The sequence below is a fragment of the Streptomyces sp. NBC_01013 genome (assembly GCF_045162765.1).
Classification (GTDB): Bacteria; Actinomycetota; Actinomycetes; order Streptomycetales; family Streptomycetaceae; genus Streptomyces.
Map to the genome: position 1 here is coordinate 8,219,075 of NZ_CP108687.1, position 19,465 is coordinate 8,238,539.

A 19,465-nucleotide genomic window follows, 5' to 3' on the forward strand; every position below is an offset into this window, starting at 1 on the left:
CGGGCGGTGGAGATCAGGCGCCGTACACCTGGAGCCCGGAGACCTGGCCCGCCGGCCAGCCGGTGTTGGTCGTGATGACGATCCGGAGGTGACGGGCGGTCGTACCGGAGGGCAGGGCCAGGGTGGCGGTGTTGCCGGTGGACGGATCGAACACGCAGTTCGTGGCTCCGAGCAGCCTCCCGAAGGACGTGCCGTCGGCGCTGCCCTGGACGGCGATGGTCTGGGTGCGCGTGGCCCAACTCGTGGCGGGTGGGAGAGTGAGGGCGATACGGCGGACGCCGGTGGCGGCGCCCAAGTCGACCTGGAGCCACTGCGGAAAGGCGTTGTTGGCACTCTCCCAGTAGGTGCTCGGATTGCCGTCTACGGCGTTTCCCGCCTCGTAGGACTGGGTGTGGCTGCTTTCCGAAGCCGGCCGGTGAAGGGCCAGGTCGTCGGTTGCCGGGCCGCCGGCCGTGGTGGTGACGGTGACGCAGCCCGAGGGCTGGGAGACCGAGCCCGCAGCGTCGAGCGCCTGGATGTCGAAGGCGTAGGACGTCGAGGGGGAGAGCCCGGTCACGGTGAACGTCGTGGCGTCCGCGGCAGCCGTACCGATCGGGGTCGCTGTGCCGTCGGTGATCCGGCGGATGCGGTAGCCCGTCACGCCCACGTTGTCGGCCGATGCCGTCCAGGCCAGCGCCACGGTGGTCCCGGCGGTGGTGGTGACGTGCAGGTTGCCCGGGGCGGTCGGCGGCTGGGTGTCGCCGCCGCCGACGACGGGTGGGGTCGGCCGGGTAGGGGTGAGGGGGAGCACGCCCTTCAGCATGCGGCCACCGTCGCCGGTCAGGCGCAGGTAGTAGTCGGAGGAGCAGGCGATACCGTCCTCGTCTAGTGCGAGAAGGCCGGACCCGGCAGGCACCCAGTCCTGCGACTCCGCGGTCTTGGCGATCTGGTTGCCCTCGTTGTACTCGTCGAACATTGAGATGTACACGCTGGACACCCCGGCGCGGCCCATGTTGTAGAACTGCCGCCACATGAAGTCGCCGTGGGCGCGCTGTCGGTCGGTGACCCCGCCGGGCAGGACACACGGCTGGTAGTCGATGCCGTGTGCGGCGCACTCGGCGAGGTCGGGCACGGTGGCGACGTTGTAGAAGTTGTCGGCGTCCCCGGCGTTGCCGATCCTGCCGACCAACCACGGCGAGAGCATGTCGAAGGCGTGGTAGACACCGGTGAACCCTGGGCGGGAATCACGGTCGCCCGTACGCCACCAGGTCGGCACCCCGCCGATGACGTAACAGCCCTGCGCTCTGAACCAGTTGACCACGTCCAGACAGGCCTCTGGGGCGAACGGCCGTTGGGCGTCGTTGAAGCCGAAGCCCCAGATGCACACCACCGGTTTGCCGTTCTGGCGGGCGTAGGCGGACGAGCCGGTGTGCGCGCGCATCTTGTCGGTCCAGTCCGCCTTGATGCCGGTCTGCATGGTCGTCCAGTCGGACACGTCGTACATGATGTAGAACTTGACGCCCTCGGACTCCGCCGCGGCGCGCACTTTGCCTGCCATCGCGTCGCGGGTCGGCCCCTCCCTGCTGGTGGGGTTGAATCGCTGCAGAGCCGCGGTGTCGATGCCGTACTGCTTCATCCAGCGGAAGTGCACCTCGACGGTCGACTGGTCGTAGGAGGAGAACAGCGAGGCCGGCTGCCCGTTGCCGAGGTCACTGAAGGCAGTGGCGTACGTGGTCGGATAGTCACGGACATCGGGCCAGGCCACGATGGCGCGGTTGGTGGGTGACGGCGTCCGGCCCCAGTCCTGGGCCCAGTGCCACCATCCGTTGATCGGGGCGCTGTCTCCCGCGCAGGCGAACCAGCCCTGATATCCGGCAGTCACCTTGCCGACCACGTCGCCGGACGCGCCGGCCGCCGAGGCCGGGTTCGCGAAGGCGGTCTCCCCGAGTCCGACGGCTCCGGCCACCCCGGTCGCAGTTGCGACCCGCAAGAACGTGCGCCGCGTAAACCCCATCGAAGCTCCTCCGGTCGGCCCCTTCGCTGCCCAGGCGGTCGTGCGCGATGCGGTCGGCAGCGCTGCAACTTGACGCGGAAGAGTGTATTGATGTGGACATGTTCATGCAAGAGTTCGTTACTGGGATGGAAGAAGGAGAGATCTCCACTTCAATCGCGGACTCGGGGCGTGGCGGTCTGCCCGGTCAGTCGGTGGAGGCTGGAGCCTTCCGGGTGGCTACTCCGTCGAGGACATTGCCGACGAGGCCGGTGGCGAACTCCTCGGGCACGGGTTCGTCAGGGATCAGGAACCGGGTGGCAGGGGGTGCCCCCGAGCTGTCCACCCTCACCTGCGCATCGACCCTGCGCGAATCTGCCCCAGCGTCTGGGCGTCCTGAAGGCCCTGCCGACGAGCCGGCGGGGGAGCGGAGTGCAGCTTCCGGTAGGCGATGGCGGGTTCGGCATCGGCTTGAGAGGTGCGCCGATGAGCTCAGTCAGGATGCGTCCGCCCCGCGTGCGGGTCATCACGTCAGCGTATGCGTGCAGTTGGAGCAGGCCCGCGGATGTCCTGGCGTCGGGGGCCGCCATCTCTTCATCGCTCCGACCACGAGCCTCCGGAGAGTGCCCAGGCCTGCCCGCCGAGCGGATGACTTCAGGTCCAGATGCGGCGGAACCTACGGCTTGTGGGTGTTACCCAGAGCAGTTCCGCCGGCCAGCGGTGTGCCCAGTCGGGTGGGTCGGTTTCGTTGTAGCCGTTGAGTGTTCCGGGTTCGGGTCGCGGCTCGATGAGGTCGTCGATGACGAGACCCGCGCCGCGCAGAACCTTGACCCAGCCACCGTAGGTGAGCTGATCGCGCCACTGTCCTCGGCGATGGTGTTCAGCCCGAAGTAGTCCTGCCGCAGGGTCGTGGTCACGCGGCCGGCGGCTTCGTCGTAGCAAGCTTCGAACCAGGGGCTGGCGACGTTGAACACCAGGCGCCCACCGCTGCCCGGGACGCCTGCGGCCTGCGGAACGGCCAGATGCGGGGGCGCCCAGCTGAGCCCACCGAAGTCGCAGAACACCAGGTCGAAGCTTTCGGCAGCGAAGGGGAGTTGTTCGGCCGCGCCCTGCACCAGTGCGTAGCGGGCCGGTCCCATCGCACCTTCCGCTGCGCGGAGTTGGATCCGCAGAACGTCATCGGTTTGATTCGTGGTGGAGCACGGCCATCGCCACAGGTGAGCGGTCCGGCTTCGGCTGGAGGTGGACTCCGGTCTCTTGCCTGGGTTACGGAGTCTCTACCTGTGGTTCAACGAGCTGATCCTCCTCCAGCGTGAGGACGGCACTGTGTCCCAGCCCTAGGCTCGTCCACATCGAGGATGCGATCGACCACCGCTCAGTTCGCAGCTCGACCCGACCGAGGGGGGAATTTCGCACGGCGAAGCGCAACATGTCCGACCCCCTAGGACCACGCCGCCCGCTGCGCCTGCACACCCAAGGTCACGAAGAAGCGCGATGAGGCTGAACCCCCCAAGGGCGCCCGGTGCGTCACGGCACTGGCGACGCACAAGGGCGGGGCCCGACGTTCGTTCCCGCCGCCGCCACGGTCGGCCTCACACCCTGACAAGCCGTGCGACCGCCATTCAGTGCTGCGGCCCGTCGGGCGCGCAGGGGCGGGTGTGCAGCTGAGGCGAGGGGCCGATCGCTGCACGAACACGAGTGCTCAGGTGGCGCTCATCTCCCGGCACCGGAATGTGTCCCGCGCCGCGAAAAGACATAACGATCCCTTCACTTCGGAGTTAGAGATGAACACCTCTTCACGCACCCTTCCCAAGGCGCTTCGTCGCTACCTGATGAGCCCTGTCGCCGTGGGGTATCTGGCCGTGGTGGTCTGGGTCGGGACGGACGTCCTGCTTGTAGATCACGTGGACGGCAGCCTCGCCGCGGTGTTGCTGTTCGTCCTTACAGCCCCCGTGTCGCTTCCTTTCTCGGCTCTGCCAGGAGCTCTGCCCTGTGCCGGGGTAGTGGTCGGGGCCTTCGTCCAGGCACTGGCGCTCGGCGCCGCGCACCACTGGGTCCGCACGCGAAGGGCACGGCGCATTACCCGCGCCTGAACTCCCACCGGTTCACCTCGCTCATGCGGTGTTTCCAGCGCGAGCGATTTCACCTTTCGAGGAGTCCGGGACGAACAGCGCCCGCGGCAGAAGAGCCAGGACTTCAATCGACGCTGATCTCCGGCGACCGGGCGTATGCCGATGCCGGCGGTCATGTGGGCCGCTCCCAGCCCGGCAAAGGAGGGCATGGTGCGGTGGAGGACGGAGAGCTTGGTGGCGCTGACCATCGGCCGTTGTCCGGTGGCGCCCGGATACAGCACGATCGCAAGTGTGCCCAAGGCACCGGCCGCCACCATTGCCGCCCACGGCCTTCCCGTCAGCCCCAAGGGGCCCCGAAGAATCCCAGGACCGCAACGATGACTACGACGGAAGACCACCCGGCTCAGCACCACTAACCACAGACCGCCGTCCGTCCTGTCTGCGCCATGGCAGCGAGGAACTGCACGCCGAATCCCACGCCGCCGGCGGTCACGGAACTGGCTGGGCCCCTGCCGCCATCGCCCCGTGCCACATGGCCCGGTACAGGAAAGCGACCCCGAGCCGGTGGAGGACGCTGTGTCGCTGCTGGGGCCGGAGCGCGCGTGGTTCGGTGCCGAGGGGCGATGTGCGGCTGCTGAGATCGGCATGGGCCGTGGTGGCGCTGCGAATCCGGGAGGGGTAGTGCTCGCTACGCGTTGCCGCAACGCCTCGCGCACCTCTGCATGCCTGGCGTCGGCCTCAGCTGCGCGTGCGAAGAGTTGTGCCGGGGGTCGCACCGTACAGTTGACGATACGCGGCTGCGAAGCGGCCGATATGCGCAAAGCCCCAACGGGCGGCGATCTGCGTCACGCTGGACGTGGACGGGTCGGCTGTCTTCAGATCATGGTGCGCACGGGTGAGGCGCACCTGGCGCAGGTAGGCGAGTGGGCTTGTGTCGGCGTGGCGGCTGAAGGCGTACTGCACGGCGCGTGGTGTGACGAATGCGGCGGCGGCAATGTCGGACAGGCCGATGGCGCGGTGGGCGTTCTCTTCGATGAACGTTCTTGCCCGGCGCAGGGTGTCGGTGTGCGCGTCACTGCTGTCTATGCGATGACACTCGTCCTGCTGTGTCGTGCTGGGCAGCGCGGCCAGCACGACAGCCGCCAGATGGTGGGTGGCGGTGGCGACGACTAGAGGATCCGGGGCGGGGGGCCCTGTGAGGACTTGGTCGCGAAGGAAGGCTATGGTGCCGCCCAAGCGACGGTTGGCGCCGCTGTCGAGTGCGCGCTGACCGGTGAGTCGGACAGGCCCCGGGGCAGCGTGAGCGCCGACGGCGGCCGCCTTGTCGAGCACTGCCGGGTCGAACATGGTGATGGTGTAGCGCGCGGAGTGCAGTGCGCCGGTATAGGGGCGGTCCGGAGGGGCGATGAGGAAGGTTTCGCCTGGGCCGTAGACGTCGTAGCGGCCCTCGGTGGTGTCCACCATGCTGCCGCTGTGCACGGTGATCAAGCAGACCAGGCCCAGAGGGTTGGCGGTGTAGGACATGGTGTAGCCGAAGGCGAGGCGGTCAACAATCAGGCCCTCGGCAGTGGTTCGCACGATCCGCGTCTGCGTGTCGTTGGTCTGGCCGCCGATGCGCATCGGTGTATACGCCCGCGACAAGAACTCCTCCGTTGCCTCCAGGCTTCTGCTGTCGAAACGCTCCGTCTTCATCTGTGCCTCTCCATGCACGCTTCGGCGCGGCAGTCCTTCCCCATCGTACGACGCCGTCGCAGCGGGGCTCACGGGCATCGTTGAGGTGGTGAACGCAGTGGTCAGCACCCCGCAGCGCCACTCCTGCGGATGGCGGCGCCTTGAAAGGTCAGCAAACGAAGTGCCGGAGCCTCTGCCACGAAATGCTGGTCAGAAGTGCGTATACGTGGGTGTGCAGGGCGAGGGCCAGGGCATTCGTCGAGTCGAGTGGCCTGCCCGTAAGAGGCCGACCGCGTCACCTACGCACCGAGAGGGGTCTGCAGTGCTCACAGCTCACACGGCCCGGCACCGTAGCGGGCGGGCCGAGCTCACGGCGTATCAGGACGAGCGCAACGCCCAATGTGTGCTGTACGCGCAGGGAGCATTCGACACCGCGACCACAAGTGTCCTGCTTCAAACACTGGGTCAGGTGTGCCGGACGAGGGTTCCCCGCATTGTGATCGAATGTTCCGCCGTCACTTTCGCAGATATCGCCTTTCTGCGTGCGCTCCTCAGCAGCCGCTCTCATGACACTCAAGTCGTCCTGGCCGCACCATCCCTGGCCGTGTGCCGCCTCCTTGAGGTCACAGAAACCACCGGCCACTTTCTCACTACGCAAGAATCGCCTTCGACGTCGTGACGTTGCTCCAGCACAGACATCACGCCTCCAGCCCGTTGAACGCTCAGTACTCAAGGGGGCCCGCCGGGCTGCTGATTCGTGCCATCCACTGTGTGGAGCCTTCATGGAGCGGGGCGTTCACACGGGGACAGGCCTTGGTTCGACCGCGTGGAACAGGCTGCCTCATACGAGAGATACAACAGCTTGGATGCGTTTTCCGGCAGGTGTCGGAACCACTGAGAGGCTTTTCGTCAGACGCTTGATCAGGGGCCAACCGTACCCACCCACGGTGTACTGGCCCGGGGCGTGCGAGCGAGCAACGGGAAGTTCGGCGCTTCCGTCAGCGACCGACAGGAGGAGTTCGTCGCCCTGGATCTCCGCGGAGAAACCGGTGAGGCCGCCGCCGTGCCGGCAGGCGTTGGTTACCAGCTCAGAAGTAACCAGCAGGGCATCCGCCCACACGATGTCGTCCCGGACTTCCTCGGGGCTGGAAAGGAACTGGGTGCGGAGCAGCGCATCGACATGCTCCCGGGCGGCAGCCGCGCTCGTCGGGAGGGCGGTGCCCATAACGAGAACGCTAGTAAGCTCTTCGCTCACGCTGCCTTCACCACCTGTCCGATGCGTCTCTGTCGCACCCACCTGCCCTCCAATCCTGGGCTTACACAGGTCGGCAGCCACTCCGGGGTCAACGTCCCTGAGGAGCGAGCCTTGTCACGAAAGCTCTCAAAGCGGGGCCCTGATGGTCCGACTGATGTGACAGAGGGGGCCGACGACGTCGGTGCGGCCGCGAACAGTCCCGAGCCGCTCTCTGCCCCTTTGGCCCGCACGTGCATGGAGTCGACGACCGCCCGTGACCAGTCGAGACCGGCGCCTTGAGCTCGGCCGACAGCACTTCGTGCAGCGACGGCGGGGGCGCGCTGCCGGATGCCGGCCTCGTTCCGGTCCCGGGTGCCGCCGGCAGATCATGCCCGGCCCCGAAGCCCAACTCCGCTGCCGAAAAGTGCCTTTGGGTACCGGTGTGCCACTGTTCTGTCAGGTGTGCTGGCGTCCGTCCGGGCTCGGGGGATCGGCGAGCTCGACCGGGCGTGCCGGCTCGGCTCGGGAGGCGCCCAGGCGGCTGGGAGGCAGTCGGTTCGGGCGGCGGAGTGTGTACGGGACTTCCTGCGGCGCCTTGAGCCATACCGGGACGCGGCATGGTCCGCGGATACTGGACCGGGTCACGGCCATCGGATGATCTTTCCCGCGTGACCACGGATTGCGCATCCGTGTGACTCGTGCGCGTGCAAGAACGGGCGGTGGCCCGGACCGGGAGCGATCGGTCCGGGCCGCCACTCGTTTCGGCGGGCTCGCTCAGCGCCCGCGGACCTCGACCTCCGCCAGCGACAGCGGGTTGGTGCCGGAGGCCAGTTGCACGCGGACGTACCTGCCGGAGGTGCCTGCCGGGAGCTGCACGCTGGACGGCCGTCCGGCCTGGCCGGTGACGTGGACCGCCGTCACACCGGGTGCGGTCGGTGCCTCATCGAGTCCGACGGCCGTGATCGGGGTGTCCGAGGTCAGGACCCAGAAGTCCCTCAGCCGGTCGGAGCAGCAGTCGGTGCGGTTCCAGATGTCGACGGCCGACAGTGACTTCGAGGCGCCCAGGTCGACCTGCCACCACGCCTGCGACGAGGGCTCCGCGGTGTGGGTCACCGAGCCCGATCCGAAGGAGCCGTCGGTGTTCCCGTCGACGGCTCGGGAGGCAGGCGCGTCCCATGCGGTGCTCTTCTGGGTGGCCGGCCTATTCCGGGCGAGGTTCTCCAGGGCCACCGTGACCTTGACCGCCGTGGTGGTCGTGAGACGGCCGTGGCGCAAGGTGATGTTCAGTGTGTGCGTACCGGGGGCCGCGGAAGCGGGCGGCGTCACGGTGAAAGGGATCTTCGCGTCCGCGCCCGGCGACAGCGGGTGCACGCGGGTGGCCGCCGGGGTGATGGTCCAGCCCTCGGGTCCGGACAACCCGACCTTGGTTTCGGATGCGCGCGTGCGGGCGGTGTTGGTGAGGACCAGGCTGCCGTCGGCGGCGCGTCCGGGGTTGAGCTCCTTCGGCAGTTCGGTCCTCGTGCGGACGAGGGTATTCACGCCCGGAGTGGTGACCTTGAAGACGTACGCGCTCGTGCTCCTGGTGGCCGACGCCCCGTCCTTCGGCGTTTCGACGATCACGCGGCCTGCGGAGTCCTTGTGCCAGGGCAGCGCGCTGCCGTCCGAACCGAGCAGCGTGAGACGGGAGTTGGCAGCGACAGGCGTGTCGGCACCGAGGGTGAGTTCGGCGCCGGGCCACTCCAGTGCGGTCGCGTACAGAGTGCCATCCTTCACCGTGTAGCGGATCTTGTCGTCTCCGGTCGGCTCCTCTGCGTGATGCCAGTACGTCGTCCCGTAGATCGCCTCGCCGTTGATCTTCAGCCAGGCTCCGATGTCGAGCAGCCGCTGCTGCTGTATCTCGGGGATGGTGCCGTCGGCGCGCGGGCCGATGTCGAGCAGCAGATTGCCGTTCTTGCTGACGATGTCGGTGAGCGAGTCGATCAGCTGGTCGGAGGTGAGGTGGTCCTCCTCGGGCTCGTTCTGGTTGTAGCCGTAGGAGTGGGCGATGCCCCGGCTCGCCTCCCACTTGTTCGGGTCGATGTCCGGCTTGACCGTGTACTCGGGTGTCTGGAAGTCGAGTTCCTTGCTGTCCAGCTCACCGGTCTCGATCTTGCAGCGGTTGGCGACCGCGACTTCCTTCGGCTGCGCCCGGTTCTTCGCGCGGTTGTAATAGTCGGCGATGACGGGTGCGGTCTTCCAGTACGAGGCGGGTTTGTCCCACTGTCCGTCGCACCAGATGATGTCGGGATCGTACTGGTCGACCAGCTCGTTCAGTTGCGGGACCATGTAGTCGCCGACGTAGTCGGTGACCGACGGGGCGCCGGTGTAAGGGACTTCGGCGCCGGTGTACGGGTTGCGGACCGGGCTGCCTGTGTACGACGGGTTGTACCACTCGTACAACGAGTAGTAGAAGCCCGCCTTCAGCTGCCCGCCCTCGGTGTCCTTGCGCGCCGCCTTGAACAGGTCGCCCGCCAGGTCGCGCTTCGGGCCGAGGTCCACGGTGTCGCGGCTGCTGACCTTGCTGTCGAACAGTGCGACGCCTTCATGGTGCTTGGAGGTCAGCACGAAGTATTTGGCACCGGCATCCTTGAACAGCTTCACCCAGGCGTCCGGGTCGTACTTCTCGGCCTTCCACTGGCCGATGAAGTCGTCGTAGTTCGCGTCCGTTCCGTAGGTGTCCTTCTGGTGCGTACTGGTGGCGCTGCCCTTGCTGTTCATGTAGTTCCAGTACCACTCGGCGTAGCTGCCGCGTGGGCCCCAGGCGGGCACTGAATAGGCGCCCCAGTGAATGAAGATCCCGAACTTGTCGTCGTTGAACCACGTCGGCGTGGGGTGACTGTTGAGGGACTCCACCGTCGGCTCATAGTCCTTCGACGGAGGCTCGGGTGTGGCGGAAGCCGGGGTGGTCAGGAGGCCGGCGAGGACCGCCAGAGCTGCCATTCCGACGAGTCTGGTACGGGTACGGGTGTGGGGGCGGGTGCGGGTCACTGCGGGTCCCTTCGGGTCAGTGGTCGTAGTGGGAGTAGTCGGCCCGTACCTCTTTGGGCCTCAACGCCTCCTCCTGGGTGGGGACTTCGTCGCGATCTCCGCGCAGCCCGGCTTTCTCGGTGCCGATCGAGCGCAGCGAGAGCGGAACGGGCGCGTCGACCGTGCCGACGCGCTTGCCGTTCGCATACAGGGTGGTGCGGCCCGGCCCGGCTCGGCCCGGCTCGGCGACGCGGGTGGGGGACCGGGGGGCCACCAGGATGCGGGTCCCTGCCGACAGCTGTGGGTGGCCCGCCGGTTCGGTCCGCTGGGTCGGTCCGGGAACAACGGGCGCCCTTGGGGCGGCCGTTGTGGTGCCTGCGCTCGATTTGGGTAAGCCCGGAGGCTCGTTCGCGACCGCGGTGGGAGTGATAGATCCGATGAATAGAGCTGTAAGGGACGGCAGAGCAGGTACGACTCGGCGCACAGCAGTCTCCTGAAGTCCGGTTGAGCCAGGACCGTAGTGGGAGACGAGGCGCGCGACAAGGGTGTTTGCGAGAGTGGTGTGGACCACTCTTCGAACTAGGGAGTGGAGCGAGAGATCCGATCTGTAAGGGGTGTTGGTGGTTGGGATCGGCTGAGCCGGGGCAGGATGTGCGCGGGCGAGTTCCCCTCGGCTCAGGCCCGATGCGGTCATCGCGGACAAGGCGTACTTGTCCCGCGCGATCCGCCAAGTCCTGCGCAGGCGGGGCATCCAGGCCGTGATCCCGGAACAGGCCGACCAGAAAGCCAACCGCCTGCGACGAGGGTCGAAGGGCGGTAGACCGCCGACCTTCGACCGTGAGCTTTACAAAACCCGCGACGTGGTCGAACGCTGCCTCGCCCGGCTCAAGCAGTTCCGGGCGATCGCGACCCGTTTCGACAAGCTCGCCGCTCGCTACCACGCCGGGCTTCACCTCGGCTCACTCATTCTCTGGCTTCGCGAGCCGGTAACGCAGCCCCGGAGGGTCTCGACGGCTGGTTGAATACTCACCCGTGCCACTGCGAAACTGGGGGACCTTTGAGGGTGCAGGACACGATCGCTTACGACGGCGTCGCAATCTTTCTACTGCTGGTCGTGGTCTGGCAGATGCGGCGACGGCTGACGCTTCGTTCCCGGGGCGTCGAGGTCGTCGCTCGGTGCTTCGATCGCGATTGGCGTGGGAAGGGCGGCCCGCAATTCCTTCTGAGCTACACGACGCCAGACGGTGTCAAGCGGACACACAGTGCAGGTGAAGACCACGTCCCCGCCGGCACCCGCGAAGGGGACAGCGTTGCAGTCCTCTATGACCCTCTGTCCCCTGGGCGCGCGGAGACGGCACTCGCTTCCCGCAAGCCATTCTGGAAGCACTACGACATGGCGGGCCTGGTGGGAGTTGCCCTCAGCGTCGTGCTGATGGTGCACGTCTTCTAGATCGGCCGCCACGCATCGAAAGCGGTCCAAGCCCGCCCTCACACGACGGGGCCAGCGCACATCCGATACATCAGAGCCCTCTCACTCATGCAGCACTTGTCAGACATGGCCTAAGGGCTGTCTTCGACACCACACCGGCAACCGACTGCGACAGATGCCGATGTCGCGCAACGGATTGAGGGCAATACGCCGGGAACACAAATGGTCGGCGTCGCGAATCGCGTTCGAACGCAATGACGTCGGGGTGGTGATCAGCCCTCGCACGGTGACCCGGCTGCTCGTCCAGATCGGGCTGTTTGTATGCCTCGCGATCGAAGGCGGGCGGGCGGCCGCCGGTGCGGCCTTTGCGCTGTCGGTTGGCAATCTGGTCGGCAGGCTTGCGGGATCACCGCCCGGATGCCGCGCCTGCGCAGGTGCTGCCGGATAGCTCGGGATGAGTAGGCCCGGTCTGCCAGGACCACGAGAGGCCGGGTGCGCGGGCGGCCGATCATCCTGGGCACGCGCAGGGCGGCCATGACGTGCTCAAACGCGGGCGCATCATTGGCCTGGCCGGGAGTGAGGACAAAGCACAGCGGCCGGCAGTGGCTGTCGGCGGCGAGGTGAACCTTTGTGGTCAGCCCTCCGCAGGAGCGTCCGATCGCATGATGGTCAGGCTCGGCGGCCGGTGCCCCCTTTTGCGAGCCCCGGCCGCACGCACGATCGTGGAGTCCACGGCGACAACCCAGTCCAGGTCGCCCTCGGCGTCGGCCCGGGCGAGCAGGGCGGTGAAGACTCGCTCCCAGGTGCCGTCGATCGCCCAGTTCCGCAGCCTGGTGTAGACGCCCCTTCCACGAGCCGTACTCGGCGGGCAGGTACACCCACTGCGAGCCGGTCTGGAACTTCCACGCGATCGCGTCGATCACCTGTCGGTGATCGCGCCACCGCCCGCCGCGCTTCGGTGTCCGGTCCGGCAACAACGGCTCTATTCGCGCCCACTGCGCATCGGTCAACTGCACGATCAGATCAACGATCCGATGATCGGAAGGCAATGCCTAGCGCGCCCAGCTCTCACAGCCGAGGAGGTGGGACTCCCTCCTCAGGACGTCGAGCGCGGCCCGGAGCCCGTCTGCAGCTGCCTGGAATGCCTGCGTTGTCTCTGGGCCCAGCGTCGAAGAGGGAACGGTGTCCACACCGTTCGGATAGTCATCGCCGACCATCGCAACGAACCGTATCCATGCGCTTCTGTAGAGACTCATGCACCGCTCGAGCTCATCGCCGCAGTCCGCCCACACCGCTCCTGCCAGCATTCCTTTGGTGCACGCCAGGAGGTGGTTCAGCTCCGCATAGGCAGCGATCAACTCTCCGGTCAGAGCCCGTCGATGGGCACCTGCGTGCCGGTGAGCGAGCACGTCGATGAAGACCTGATAAGGACTCGCGTACCCGTCCACGGCGCTTGCCCCCCTCGTTGTCCTTGGCTCGGCCGGGCTGGCCGGCTCCGTGCGACCGTAACACCGGCAAAAGGTCGCCTCACGATCGGCGAGGCAAGTGTGTGCCACGTTAAGGAAGCCCTGATTGATGGCGGCGCAATCGAGGTCAAGGTGATCCGAAAGAAGCTGCCTAGACCTCTGTGGCCACTGCGTCCCGCTTTCCTTGATCGCCGGCGGCACGGTTCCCTGCCGTTCATCGAGCCGGATGAGGGCCCGCTGTCCGAGTCCGTACGCCGAACGTCTCGCCACCGTCGAGCGAGTGGACTCGGTGGTCCGGCGCTGCGGCTGAGTATCCGGGTGAGCGGGCGTGGGGCACTCGCTCACCCGCTGCCGCGTTGCCCGAGAAGGTCCGCGAGCAACTGTTCCGTGGCGGACATGAGCACGGCCGGGCGAAGCGTGATCAGCCCGTGCAATGCCGCCGGCCAGCCCCTCGGGCCGAGCCGCAGTGCCTGGGCGATCAACGCGTCCGCCCGAGGTCCGTCACTGTGCGCAGCTAGCCGCAGCAGGGTGGCCGACCGCAGAACAGGGTCGTCGGTCGTCTGCAGCACCGACTCGGCGCGGTCTGGATCCGCCGCCCAAGCCCAGGCCAAAGATGCATCGCTGCGCGCCCATGGCCGTACAGCGGGATCACTGGTGGAGTCGGCGAGGTCGGCCACCTCCTGTGCCAGGCTGCGTGCACGGCCTCCGACTTCCGTCTCGCCCCATGCCTTGGCCACGATCGCCAGCGCCAGAGTTCGGGTGGTCGAGGTAGCGGCCGACCGCGCGACCTGCTCGGCCTCACGGGCTACTCGGGCGGCATCGTCCGTGGCACCGGCTTTGTGCCAGGCTTGAGCGGCGGCTGCCATCACCCACACCTTGAGCGCGAAGGCCGCATCGGTGAGAACCGAACGCTGGGCCAAGGAGAAGAGCCCTGATTCCGCGAATGCGCGCACGGCTCCGGCTAGTCCCCAGGCGCGATCGTCCGGGCTGACGACCGATCGGACGAGTGCTTCTCCCCGGTTCCGGTCCGACGGTGAAGCGGCCTGCCACAGTTGCGCCTCTGGTGAGGCCGACTGCGCGGGGGAGTGCCACACGGGAATCTGCCGTGCGAATCGTTCGGCGTTCCCGGCCGTGGCACGGCAGAGGGCGGCGTCGCGCGCACGTGCCGCGGCTTGAACGGCGGCCACCAGGTCCCATGCGTCGAGTGTCAGTCCGACGACGAGTCTGATGAAGTCCTCGGCTCCATGCACGCTCCCGTCTCCGCCTGTTGCGCCCCAGATGAAGTCCTCGACCAGCCAGGCCGCACTGTCGGACTCGATGATGCTTCGAACGATCTGTTCATCGTCGGCGGCGGCGTTGCGAGCCAGTGCCGCCATGCGCCGCGAAGCCTCCACTGCCCAGGTCCGGGAGGCCGGGTGGCCGATCTGGCTGATGATGTCGCCGGCCGGATCGGCGGTCCCGTCGCGGGCGGCCGCGGGCGCGGTGGCCCTCAACACCACATCCGCCGCCGCATGGGGCCTGTCTCTGCCCAGAGACAGGCGGCGGGCTCTCGCCCGCATCTCGGCGCGGTCCTTCTCCGATGCGCCGGGGTGGAATACGAACTGATTCTTCGGCAGATCCGACAGGGTGCCTGCGAGTGCGTGAGCTGTTCGGGCCAGTGCCTCGGCACGGTGCGGGCTGCCTGCGTCGAACCAGGCATGGGCGGCCGTCGTCAGCGCGCTCACCTTGTCGCGAGGCCATTCGACCGCCTTGGCCAGTGTTTCGATCTCCCCAGCGACGGCCTGGGCGCAGCCGAGGTCGTCCGACCGGGCCCACCCTCGTGCCACGGCGGCGAAGGCACGAATTCTCGCCCGATACTGCTCGTCGGGTTCAGGGGCGGTGATGGTCCGGGTGATCGCCTCCGCCTGAACGAGGTGCCCCTCCAGCGCCCACGCCGCCGCTGCCTCGGCCACCTTGTAGCCCGATCCCGGTGTGGAGTCCTCAGGCCGGCGCCGCCGATCCTGTGCCGTCAGGATCTGGATGAGGCCCGCCGCATCATGCATGTCGCCGGTGTCGACCCACACCTGGAGCGCCTCGTGCATGGTCCATATCGCGTATTGGACGCTTCCGGACTGAGCGACGTCCTGAGCGATTTCCATGATCTCTTCGGCTGCCGCCCGGGCACGGTCGAGCGCGCCCGCCCCAGCCCACGCTCGGGCCACGCTCCCCAGTACACGCGCATCGTCCAGCGCCCGCGCCGTGCGCAGCCCCGGCCCGATCTCGCCGTCGGCGCTTCTCCGGGCGCTCTGCTCGACCTCCTCGGCCGTCGACCGGGCCCGCGCAACGTCCCCGACCCCGGCCCACATCCGGGCGAGCTCCGCGAAGACGCGTGCCCGTACCCGTTCTCGGGCCGCACGGTCCGTCGGCAGTCGGCTGCCATCGGACTCGAAGTACCGGCGGGCGGATTCCGCCGCCTCCACCGCCACGCTGCGGGCCCGCTCGGTGTCTCCCGCCCGGGCCCACGCCGGCGCGACTGTCGCGAGCGCGAGAACTCTTGACTCGCCGGCGGCGAGCAGAGCGGCCAGGTCCTCGGCGTATCCGGGGTGACCGGCCGCCGCGTGGGCCTCGACGGCCCGCTGCACGACCGGCCGGGCGTCCTTGCCCGCTGCGGTGACCGCCTGGGGGAGCGTCTCTGCCACCATGGCCCGGGCCCGGTCGTGGTCGCCCTGGTCGGCCAGCACCTGGAGCAGTTCCACCCACGCGGACAGTTGCGCCTGGCGTCGGGAGATGGACCGCGCAAGCGTGGTGGCGCGCGTCGGTCGCCCCATCCTGGCCCATAGGGCCGGCAGCTGTGGGGGGATCCCGTCGTTGCGGTGGGTGATGTCCGTCAGGCGAGCGCCCAGCAGCACCATCGCCCGCAGATTCGGTGAGCTCTGATCGACCACCGCGCTCTGTGTGTTGGCGATCTCGTCGAGAGCGGTGGCGTCCCCGCCGCTCATGTCGAGCATCCGGTCGTGGCGCGGTTTGTCCAGGGCGCAGTCGATCATCCGCTGCAGGTCGGTTCCGGCCTGCAGCATCCGAAAGTAGCCGCGCAACAGGTACTCCGGCGTCCGCTCGGGCCAGCCCTCGGACCGGTAGCCGTCCGCCCAGACGTGCAGCCGCCGGCGGTACTCCGCAAGGTGGGTCTCCCCTATGAACATCACGGCGGTGCGCTGCAGCTCCTCGTGAGCAAGGATGTAGAGTCCCTGCGCCGCTGCCTGGTTCGACCAGTCGGCGGAGCGGCGGGCGAACGCGCGGCCGGTCACCGTCTTCAGGCTCTCGGCGATCCGCCAGGGCTGGTGGCCGGTCAACTCCTCGAGATCCTGGCCGCTCAGCCCGCCGCCGGAGGCCACGACCAGGCCGAGGAGGTCCTGCTCCACCTCGTTGCCGCCGAGCAGGCGTTTGAGGTCGCGCTCGGCTTCCCGCCGGATGACCCGCGCATGCGGTGACGGTGCCAGCGCGCGCAAGATCTCCGGGTTCCGCAGGGGGTGTTGCTCGGGTACGTCGTCGGGCAGTGGAGGGTCGGGCCGCGTCGCGAGGATGATCCGCATCCCTGCCACCGGGCGCGACGGCAAGAGCGCGGCGATGCTGTGCTCCGCGGCCCCCAGGTCCTCGTCGAGGCCGTCGACGACCAGCACGAGACGGCGGCCCTGCTGCTCGGACGCACTGGCCGCCGCGTCGAGCATGCGGAGGAAGTGGGCGGGCCTGTTGTTGGCCGGGGTCGACATCGGCGGCATCGGCTCGTTGAGGATCTCGGCTAACTGCTCGATAACGATGTCCAGGAAGGCTTCCCGGTCGCTGTGCGCGGCCAGCCGAGCGGTGATGAAGAAGGAGACGACACGCGTCTGCTTCGGTGGCTCGCAGACGAAGGACAGCAGCAGCGCGGTCTTCCCGGCCCAGGCCTCGGCGCTCCAGAGCAGGTACCCGCCCGGTCCGGGCCTGGTAGAGAACTCCGCCAGCTCCGCGAGCTCGTCCTCCCTGTCCGCGAGGGTTTCGGGCGCCATGGCGTGCACCTGGGCGAGATAGCCGGAGTGCGGGATGTGAGGCGTGGAGTAGAAGTTGACGGCATCGGCATGGCCGATCGCCGTGGAGTGATAGGCAGCGTGAGCCGAGTAGGAGGCAGTTGCACCACCGGCAACGGCGTGCGGGCTGGGGGGAGTAGCCGGTCCGGTCAGCCCTGTGCCGGATCCGGCGCGGGAGGGGGGCTGATGTGCGCACCTCCGTTGATCACGCCGGCGGCGACCGAATGGTCCTCGGCGCTGATGTTCATGTCACCGCCGACGGCAAGACCGCCCTGGCCGGCCGACACCGTGCCTTGATACTGGGTGACAAGCCCCTGGAGTTCCTCGGCGGCCTCAGCGCGTTCGGTGGTGGCGAGATCCTCCAGCAGGGCCTCGATACGAGCCTGCCAGCCCGCCTCGGCACGCAGACACGCCCGCTCCGAATCGGCCGGCCCGGAGGCTGCAGCTGCCTCCAGTTCACCCGCGGTCCGGTCGAGGCGTTCCAGCTCGGTGCTTGTACGCTGCTCGTCCCCCCGCCCAAACCAATGGGCGACCTGCTGGCGGAACCCTGCCCATGCGTCTGTGCTTGCGGCTTGCACCACCGCGGTGCCTCCCGCCGCGGCAAGCGCGGTCATCGCCTCCGGCAGCATCCTCGCCCTTCCTCCTGAGAGATCGGATTGGGCCCTGGTCGGGCAGGCGCGACACGAGTGCCGTCACCACGTCACTCCATCAGACACGTGCCGCCATTGTCTCTGGTTCCGTCAAGAGAGCGCCTTTCGTCCAAGAGAGTGCCTTTCGTCGACGCCGCGGCGTGCTGGGTTTTGTGGGCCTGACAGAACATGCAGTCGGCAATCGGTACGTTTTCCTGCCTTCGGCATCGCTATGCCCTTCCTGCGAAGGCCGAAGCGCACAGAGGCGCCCGTGCATCCAGCTCCAGGCCGAGCGCGTCCTTCAGGTCTATGCCGTGCCATCCCCGATGCGCGGCCGCCCGGTCAGTGAGGTTCTCGGCGAACTGCAGCACCGTCACCCGAGCGAGCCGGACCGGTGACCGGCGTGGCCGCCGGCCCCTGGCTTCGAACGCTTCGGCTGACTCGGCGTCCGCGAACAACTCGCCCGCCTCGGCACGGACCCGCATCTTCAACGGGCACGGGCCACTTGCCACCACAGCCTGCGCCACCTGCGCGGTCAGCTCAGGTACCTTCGGCCACGGCCACGGCCACGGCCACGGCTGCATCGACATGTCCCCACCCCACCCGAGATTGGGATCGCAAGGGCATCCGCTACCGCGCAGGCCAACGAGACGTCCGCCCCGCCGGGTACGGAACAGGGCGGGAGGATCGGTGCCGCGACTGACGAACTCGGCGAAGAGTCGTGTCCTGCCGGCTCGAGGCGCGCCCAATGGCCTCCGCTACGTCCTATTCCTCCGGTTCCCAGGCGCGGAGCAGGTCGAGCAGCCCTGCGTCTCCGTCAACGTGCAGGGATGCGGCCGGGATGCGGTCGTACAAGTAGATGACCAACTCGCCGGCCGTGCCATGGATGGAGGTGCCGGCTGCGTCCGAGTCCTCGTTTGTCGCGGCAGCGGCAGCGGCAGCGGCAGCGGGTGCGGGGATGCGGGTGGAGCGTGCGCCGTCGCCGTCGACCGTGAGGCGCCAGGAGCGGCCCTCGGCGGTGTGGAAGTCGAAGGCCGTGGGCTTGTGCGGCCAGGCGCTGGACGTCGCGACGCAGGTGAACAGGAACTCCTCGACACCATCGAGGGCGACCTCGGCCGGCAGCGGCTGCGGGGCGCCCGCGGCGAGTTGGGCGTCGTAGGTGTGCACCGCACTCTCCTGGACCCGGTGCCGGGCGACTCCGCCAGAGGTCCGCGGCGTCTGCAAGGCACTCCACCAGGCCCAGCAGCCGGCGTTCGGGCCCGCCTCTCGCAGGGCACTCAGCAGAAGCTGCGTCGACGCGGCCAGCCAGGCCAGCATGGCCTCACGCTCCCGCGGCACTTCCAGAGCGGCGCGCGCAGCGATGGCCTCGGCCGGAGGCGCGTCGGCGGGCCCCGCGCCGACGATGGCGGCCCAGAAGCGGTCTCCCCCACCCAGGTGCTTCACCAGATCGAACAGCGTCCACTCGGGACAGGTCGCCACCTGTGCGTCGAGACTGGGCGCGGCGGCGACCGCGGCGCGGAAGGCGGTCGACCGGTCATCGATCAGTTGCAGCAGGTCAGGGAACTCAAGATTCTTTTCCACGCCGGATGTCTATCACCGTGGTCCGATGATCGGACAGCGATTTTTGGCACTGTTCACCAGTAGTGGTTCCGGCTCAGGTTGTGGGCTCAGTCGCTCCTTTTTGGGGGTGGTGGTCGGTTGATTGCGGTGACAGCAGGGTGCGGCGTCGTAGGAGAGCGACGTCGGCGCGACCGTACACCTGTGCCTTCATCGTCTTGATCCTGGTGACGTCGCCTTCCATGCTTTCGACTGTTCCGGACGTGCAGGTCGTGGTGAGGGCGGCCTGGATGTAGTCATCTGGGAGAGGCAGGTCTCTCCCAGCGGCCTCCACGTCGACGCACATCATCCGGATGGGGCAGCCACGCCCGGCGGGTACGACCACGTCACCC

At 68.1% G+C, this 19,465-nt stretch carries 14 protein-coding genes and 4 pseudogenes; 6 read left to right on the top strand and 12 right to left on the bottom strand.

What is annotated here, in order from left to right; translation table 11 throughout:
- Nucleotides 1–13: 13 nt before the first annotated feature.
- From OG538_RS35605 to OG538_RS35615, 3 genes and pseudogenes are all read right to left on the bottom strand, one after another.
- Nucleotides 14–1,993, bottom strand: coding sequence for a discoidin domain-containing protein (locus OG538_RS35605; protein WP_406099765.1), 1,980 nt, complete (start codon nucleotides 1,991–1,993; stop codon nucleotides 14–16).
- A 184-nt stretch (nucleotides 1,994–2,177) separates the two neighbouring features.
- Nucleotides 2,178–2,315, bottom strand: coding sequence for a hypothetical protein (locus tag OG538_RS35610; RefSeq protein WP_406099766.1), 138 nt, complete (start codon nucleotides 2,313–2,315; stop codon nucleotides 2,178–2,180).
- 308 nt (nucleotides 2,316–2,623) lie between these two features.
- A pseudogene (locus tag OG538_RS35615) lies at nucleotides 2,624–3,132 on the bottom strand (methyltransferase domain-containing protein); the annotation flags it as partial.
- A gap of 621 nt (nucleotides 3,133–3,753) precedes the next feature.
- On the opposite strand from OG538_RS35615, the gene OG538_RS35620 reads away from it, so the two are divergent.
- Complete coding sequence (locus OG538_RS35620) at nucleotides 3,754–4,062, top strand: SCO4225 family membrane protein (RefSeq protein ID WP_406099767.1); 309 nt, start codon at nucleotides 3,754–3,756, stop codon at nucleotides 4,060–4,062.
- A gap of 717 nt (nucleotides 4,063–4,779) precedes the next feature.
- Here the strand turns inward: OG538_RS35620 and OG538_RS35625 are convergent.
- Entirely contained in the window at nucleotides 4,780–5,733 is a 954-nt protein-coding gene (locus OG538_RS35625; protein WP_406099768.1) for a helix-turn-helix transcriptional regulator, read from the bottom strand.
- Here OG538_RS35625 and OG538_RS35630 point away from each other — a divergent pair.
- On the top strand, nucleotides 5,654–6,391 hold the full coding sequence (locus tag OG538_RS35630) for an STAS domain-containing protein (protein WP_406099769.1): 738 nt from the start codon (nucleotides 5,654–5,656) through the stop codon (nucleotides 6,389–6,391). The two genes, OG538_RS35625 and OG538_RS35630, sit on opposite strands and share 80 nt — an antisense overlap.
- Before the next feature lie 162 nt (nucleotides 6,392–6,553).
- Here the strand turns inward: OG538_RS35630 and OG538_RS35635 are convergent, their stop codons facing one another.
- The gene (locus OG538_RS35635; RefSeq protein WP_406099770.1) at nucleotides 6,554–6,937 is read right to left on the bottom strand and encodes an ATP-binding protein; all 384 of its coding nucleotides are present in this window, start codon (nucleotides 6,935–6,937) and stop codon (nucleotides 6,554–6,556) included.
- Nucleotides 6,938–7,408: 471 nt separating this feature from the next.
- Between OG538_RS35635 and OG538_RS35640 the strand changes: the two are divergent.
- Nucleotides 7,409–7,618: pseudogene (locus OG538_RS35640) on the top strand (hypothetical protein); the annotation flags it as partial.
- Between the two features lie 102 nt (nucleotides 7,619–7,720).
- Here the strand turns inward: OG538_RS35640 and OG538_RS35645 are convergent.
- Both OG538_RS35645 and OG538_RS35650 read right to left on the bottom strand, forming a co-directional pair.
- Entirely contained in the window at nucleotides 7,721–9,925 is a 2,205-nt protein-coding gene (locus tag OG538_RS35645) for an alpha-L-fucosidase (RefSeq protein WP_406099771.1), read from the bottom strand.
- Nucleotides 9,926–9,989: 64 nt separating this feature from the next.
- On the bottom strand, nucleotides 9,990–10,226 hold the full coding sequence (locus OG538_RS35650; RefSeq protein ID WP_406099773.1) for a hypothetical protein: 237 nt from the start codon (nucleotides 10,224–10,226) through the stop codon (nucleotides 9,990–9,992).
- 385 nt (nucleotides 10,227–10,611) lie between these two features.
- On the opposite strand from OG538_RS35650, the pseudogene OG538_RS35655 reads away from it, so the two are divergent.
- The 3 genes and pseudogenes from OG538_RS35655 to OG538_RS35665 all read left to right on the top strand — a co-directional run.
- Nucleotides 10,612–10,974 (top strand): annotated as a pseudogene (locus OG538_RS35655) (transposase); the annotation flags it as partial.
- Nucleotides 10,975–11,015: 41 nt separating this feature from the next.
- Nucleotides 11,016–11,402, top strand: coding sequence for a DUF3592 domain-containing protein (locus OG538_RS35660; RefSeq protein WP_406099774.1), 387 nt, complete (start codon nucleotides 11,016–11,018; stop codon nucleotides 11,400–11,402).
- Nucleotides 11,403–11,556: 154 nt separating this feature from the next.
- Entirely contained in the window at nucleotides 11,557–11,829 is a 273-nt protein-coding gene (locus tag OG538_RS35665; RefSeq protein WP_406100459.1) for a hypothetical protein, read from the top strand.
- 1 nt (nucleotide 11,830) lies between these two features.
- Here the strand turns inward: OG538_RS35665 and OG538_RS35670 are convergent.
- The 5 genes and pseudogenes from OG538_RS35670 to OG538_RS35690 all read right to left on the bottom strand — a co-directional run.
- Nucleotides 11,831–12,397 (bottom strand): annotated as a pseudogene (locus OG538_RS35670) (IS5 family transposase); the annotation flags it as partial.
- Nucleotides 12,398–12,433: 36 nt separating this feature from the next.
- On the bottom strand, nucleotides 12,434–12,829 hold the full coding sequence (locus tag OG538_RS35675) for a hypothetical protein (RefSeq protein ID WP_406099775.1): 396 nt from the start codon (nucleotides 12,827–12,829) through the stop codon (nucleotides 12,434–12,436).
- A gap of 359 nt (nucleotides 12,830–13,188) precedes the next feature.
- Complete coding sequence (locus tag OG538_RS35680) at nucleotides 13,189–16,869, bottom strand: hypothetical protein (RefSeq protein WP_406099776.1); 3,681 nt, start codon at nucleotides 16,867–16,869, stop codon at nucleotides 13,189–13,191.
- Nucleotides 16,870–17,036: 167 nt separating this feature from the next.
- Complete coding sequence (locus OG538_RS35685; protein WP_406099777.1) at nucleotides 17,037–17,516, bottom strand: hypothetical protein; 480 nt, start codon at nucleotides 17,514–17,516, stop codon at nucleotides 17,037–17,039.
- Nucleotides 17,517–18,281: 765 nt separating this feature from the next.
- Nucleotides 18,282–19,097, bottom strand: coding sequence for a maleylpyruvate isomerase family mycothiol-dependent enzyme (locus OG538_RS35690; RefSeq protein WP_406099779.1), 816 nt, complete (start codon nucleotides 19,095–19,097; stop codon nucleotides 18,282–18,284).
- Between the last annotated feature and the right edge of the window lie 368 nt (nucleotides 19,098–19,465).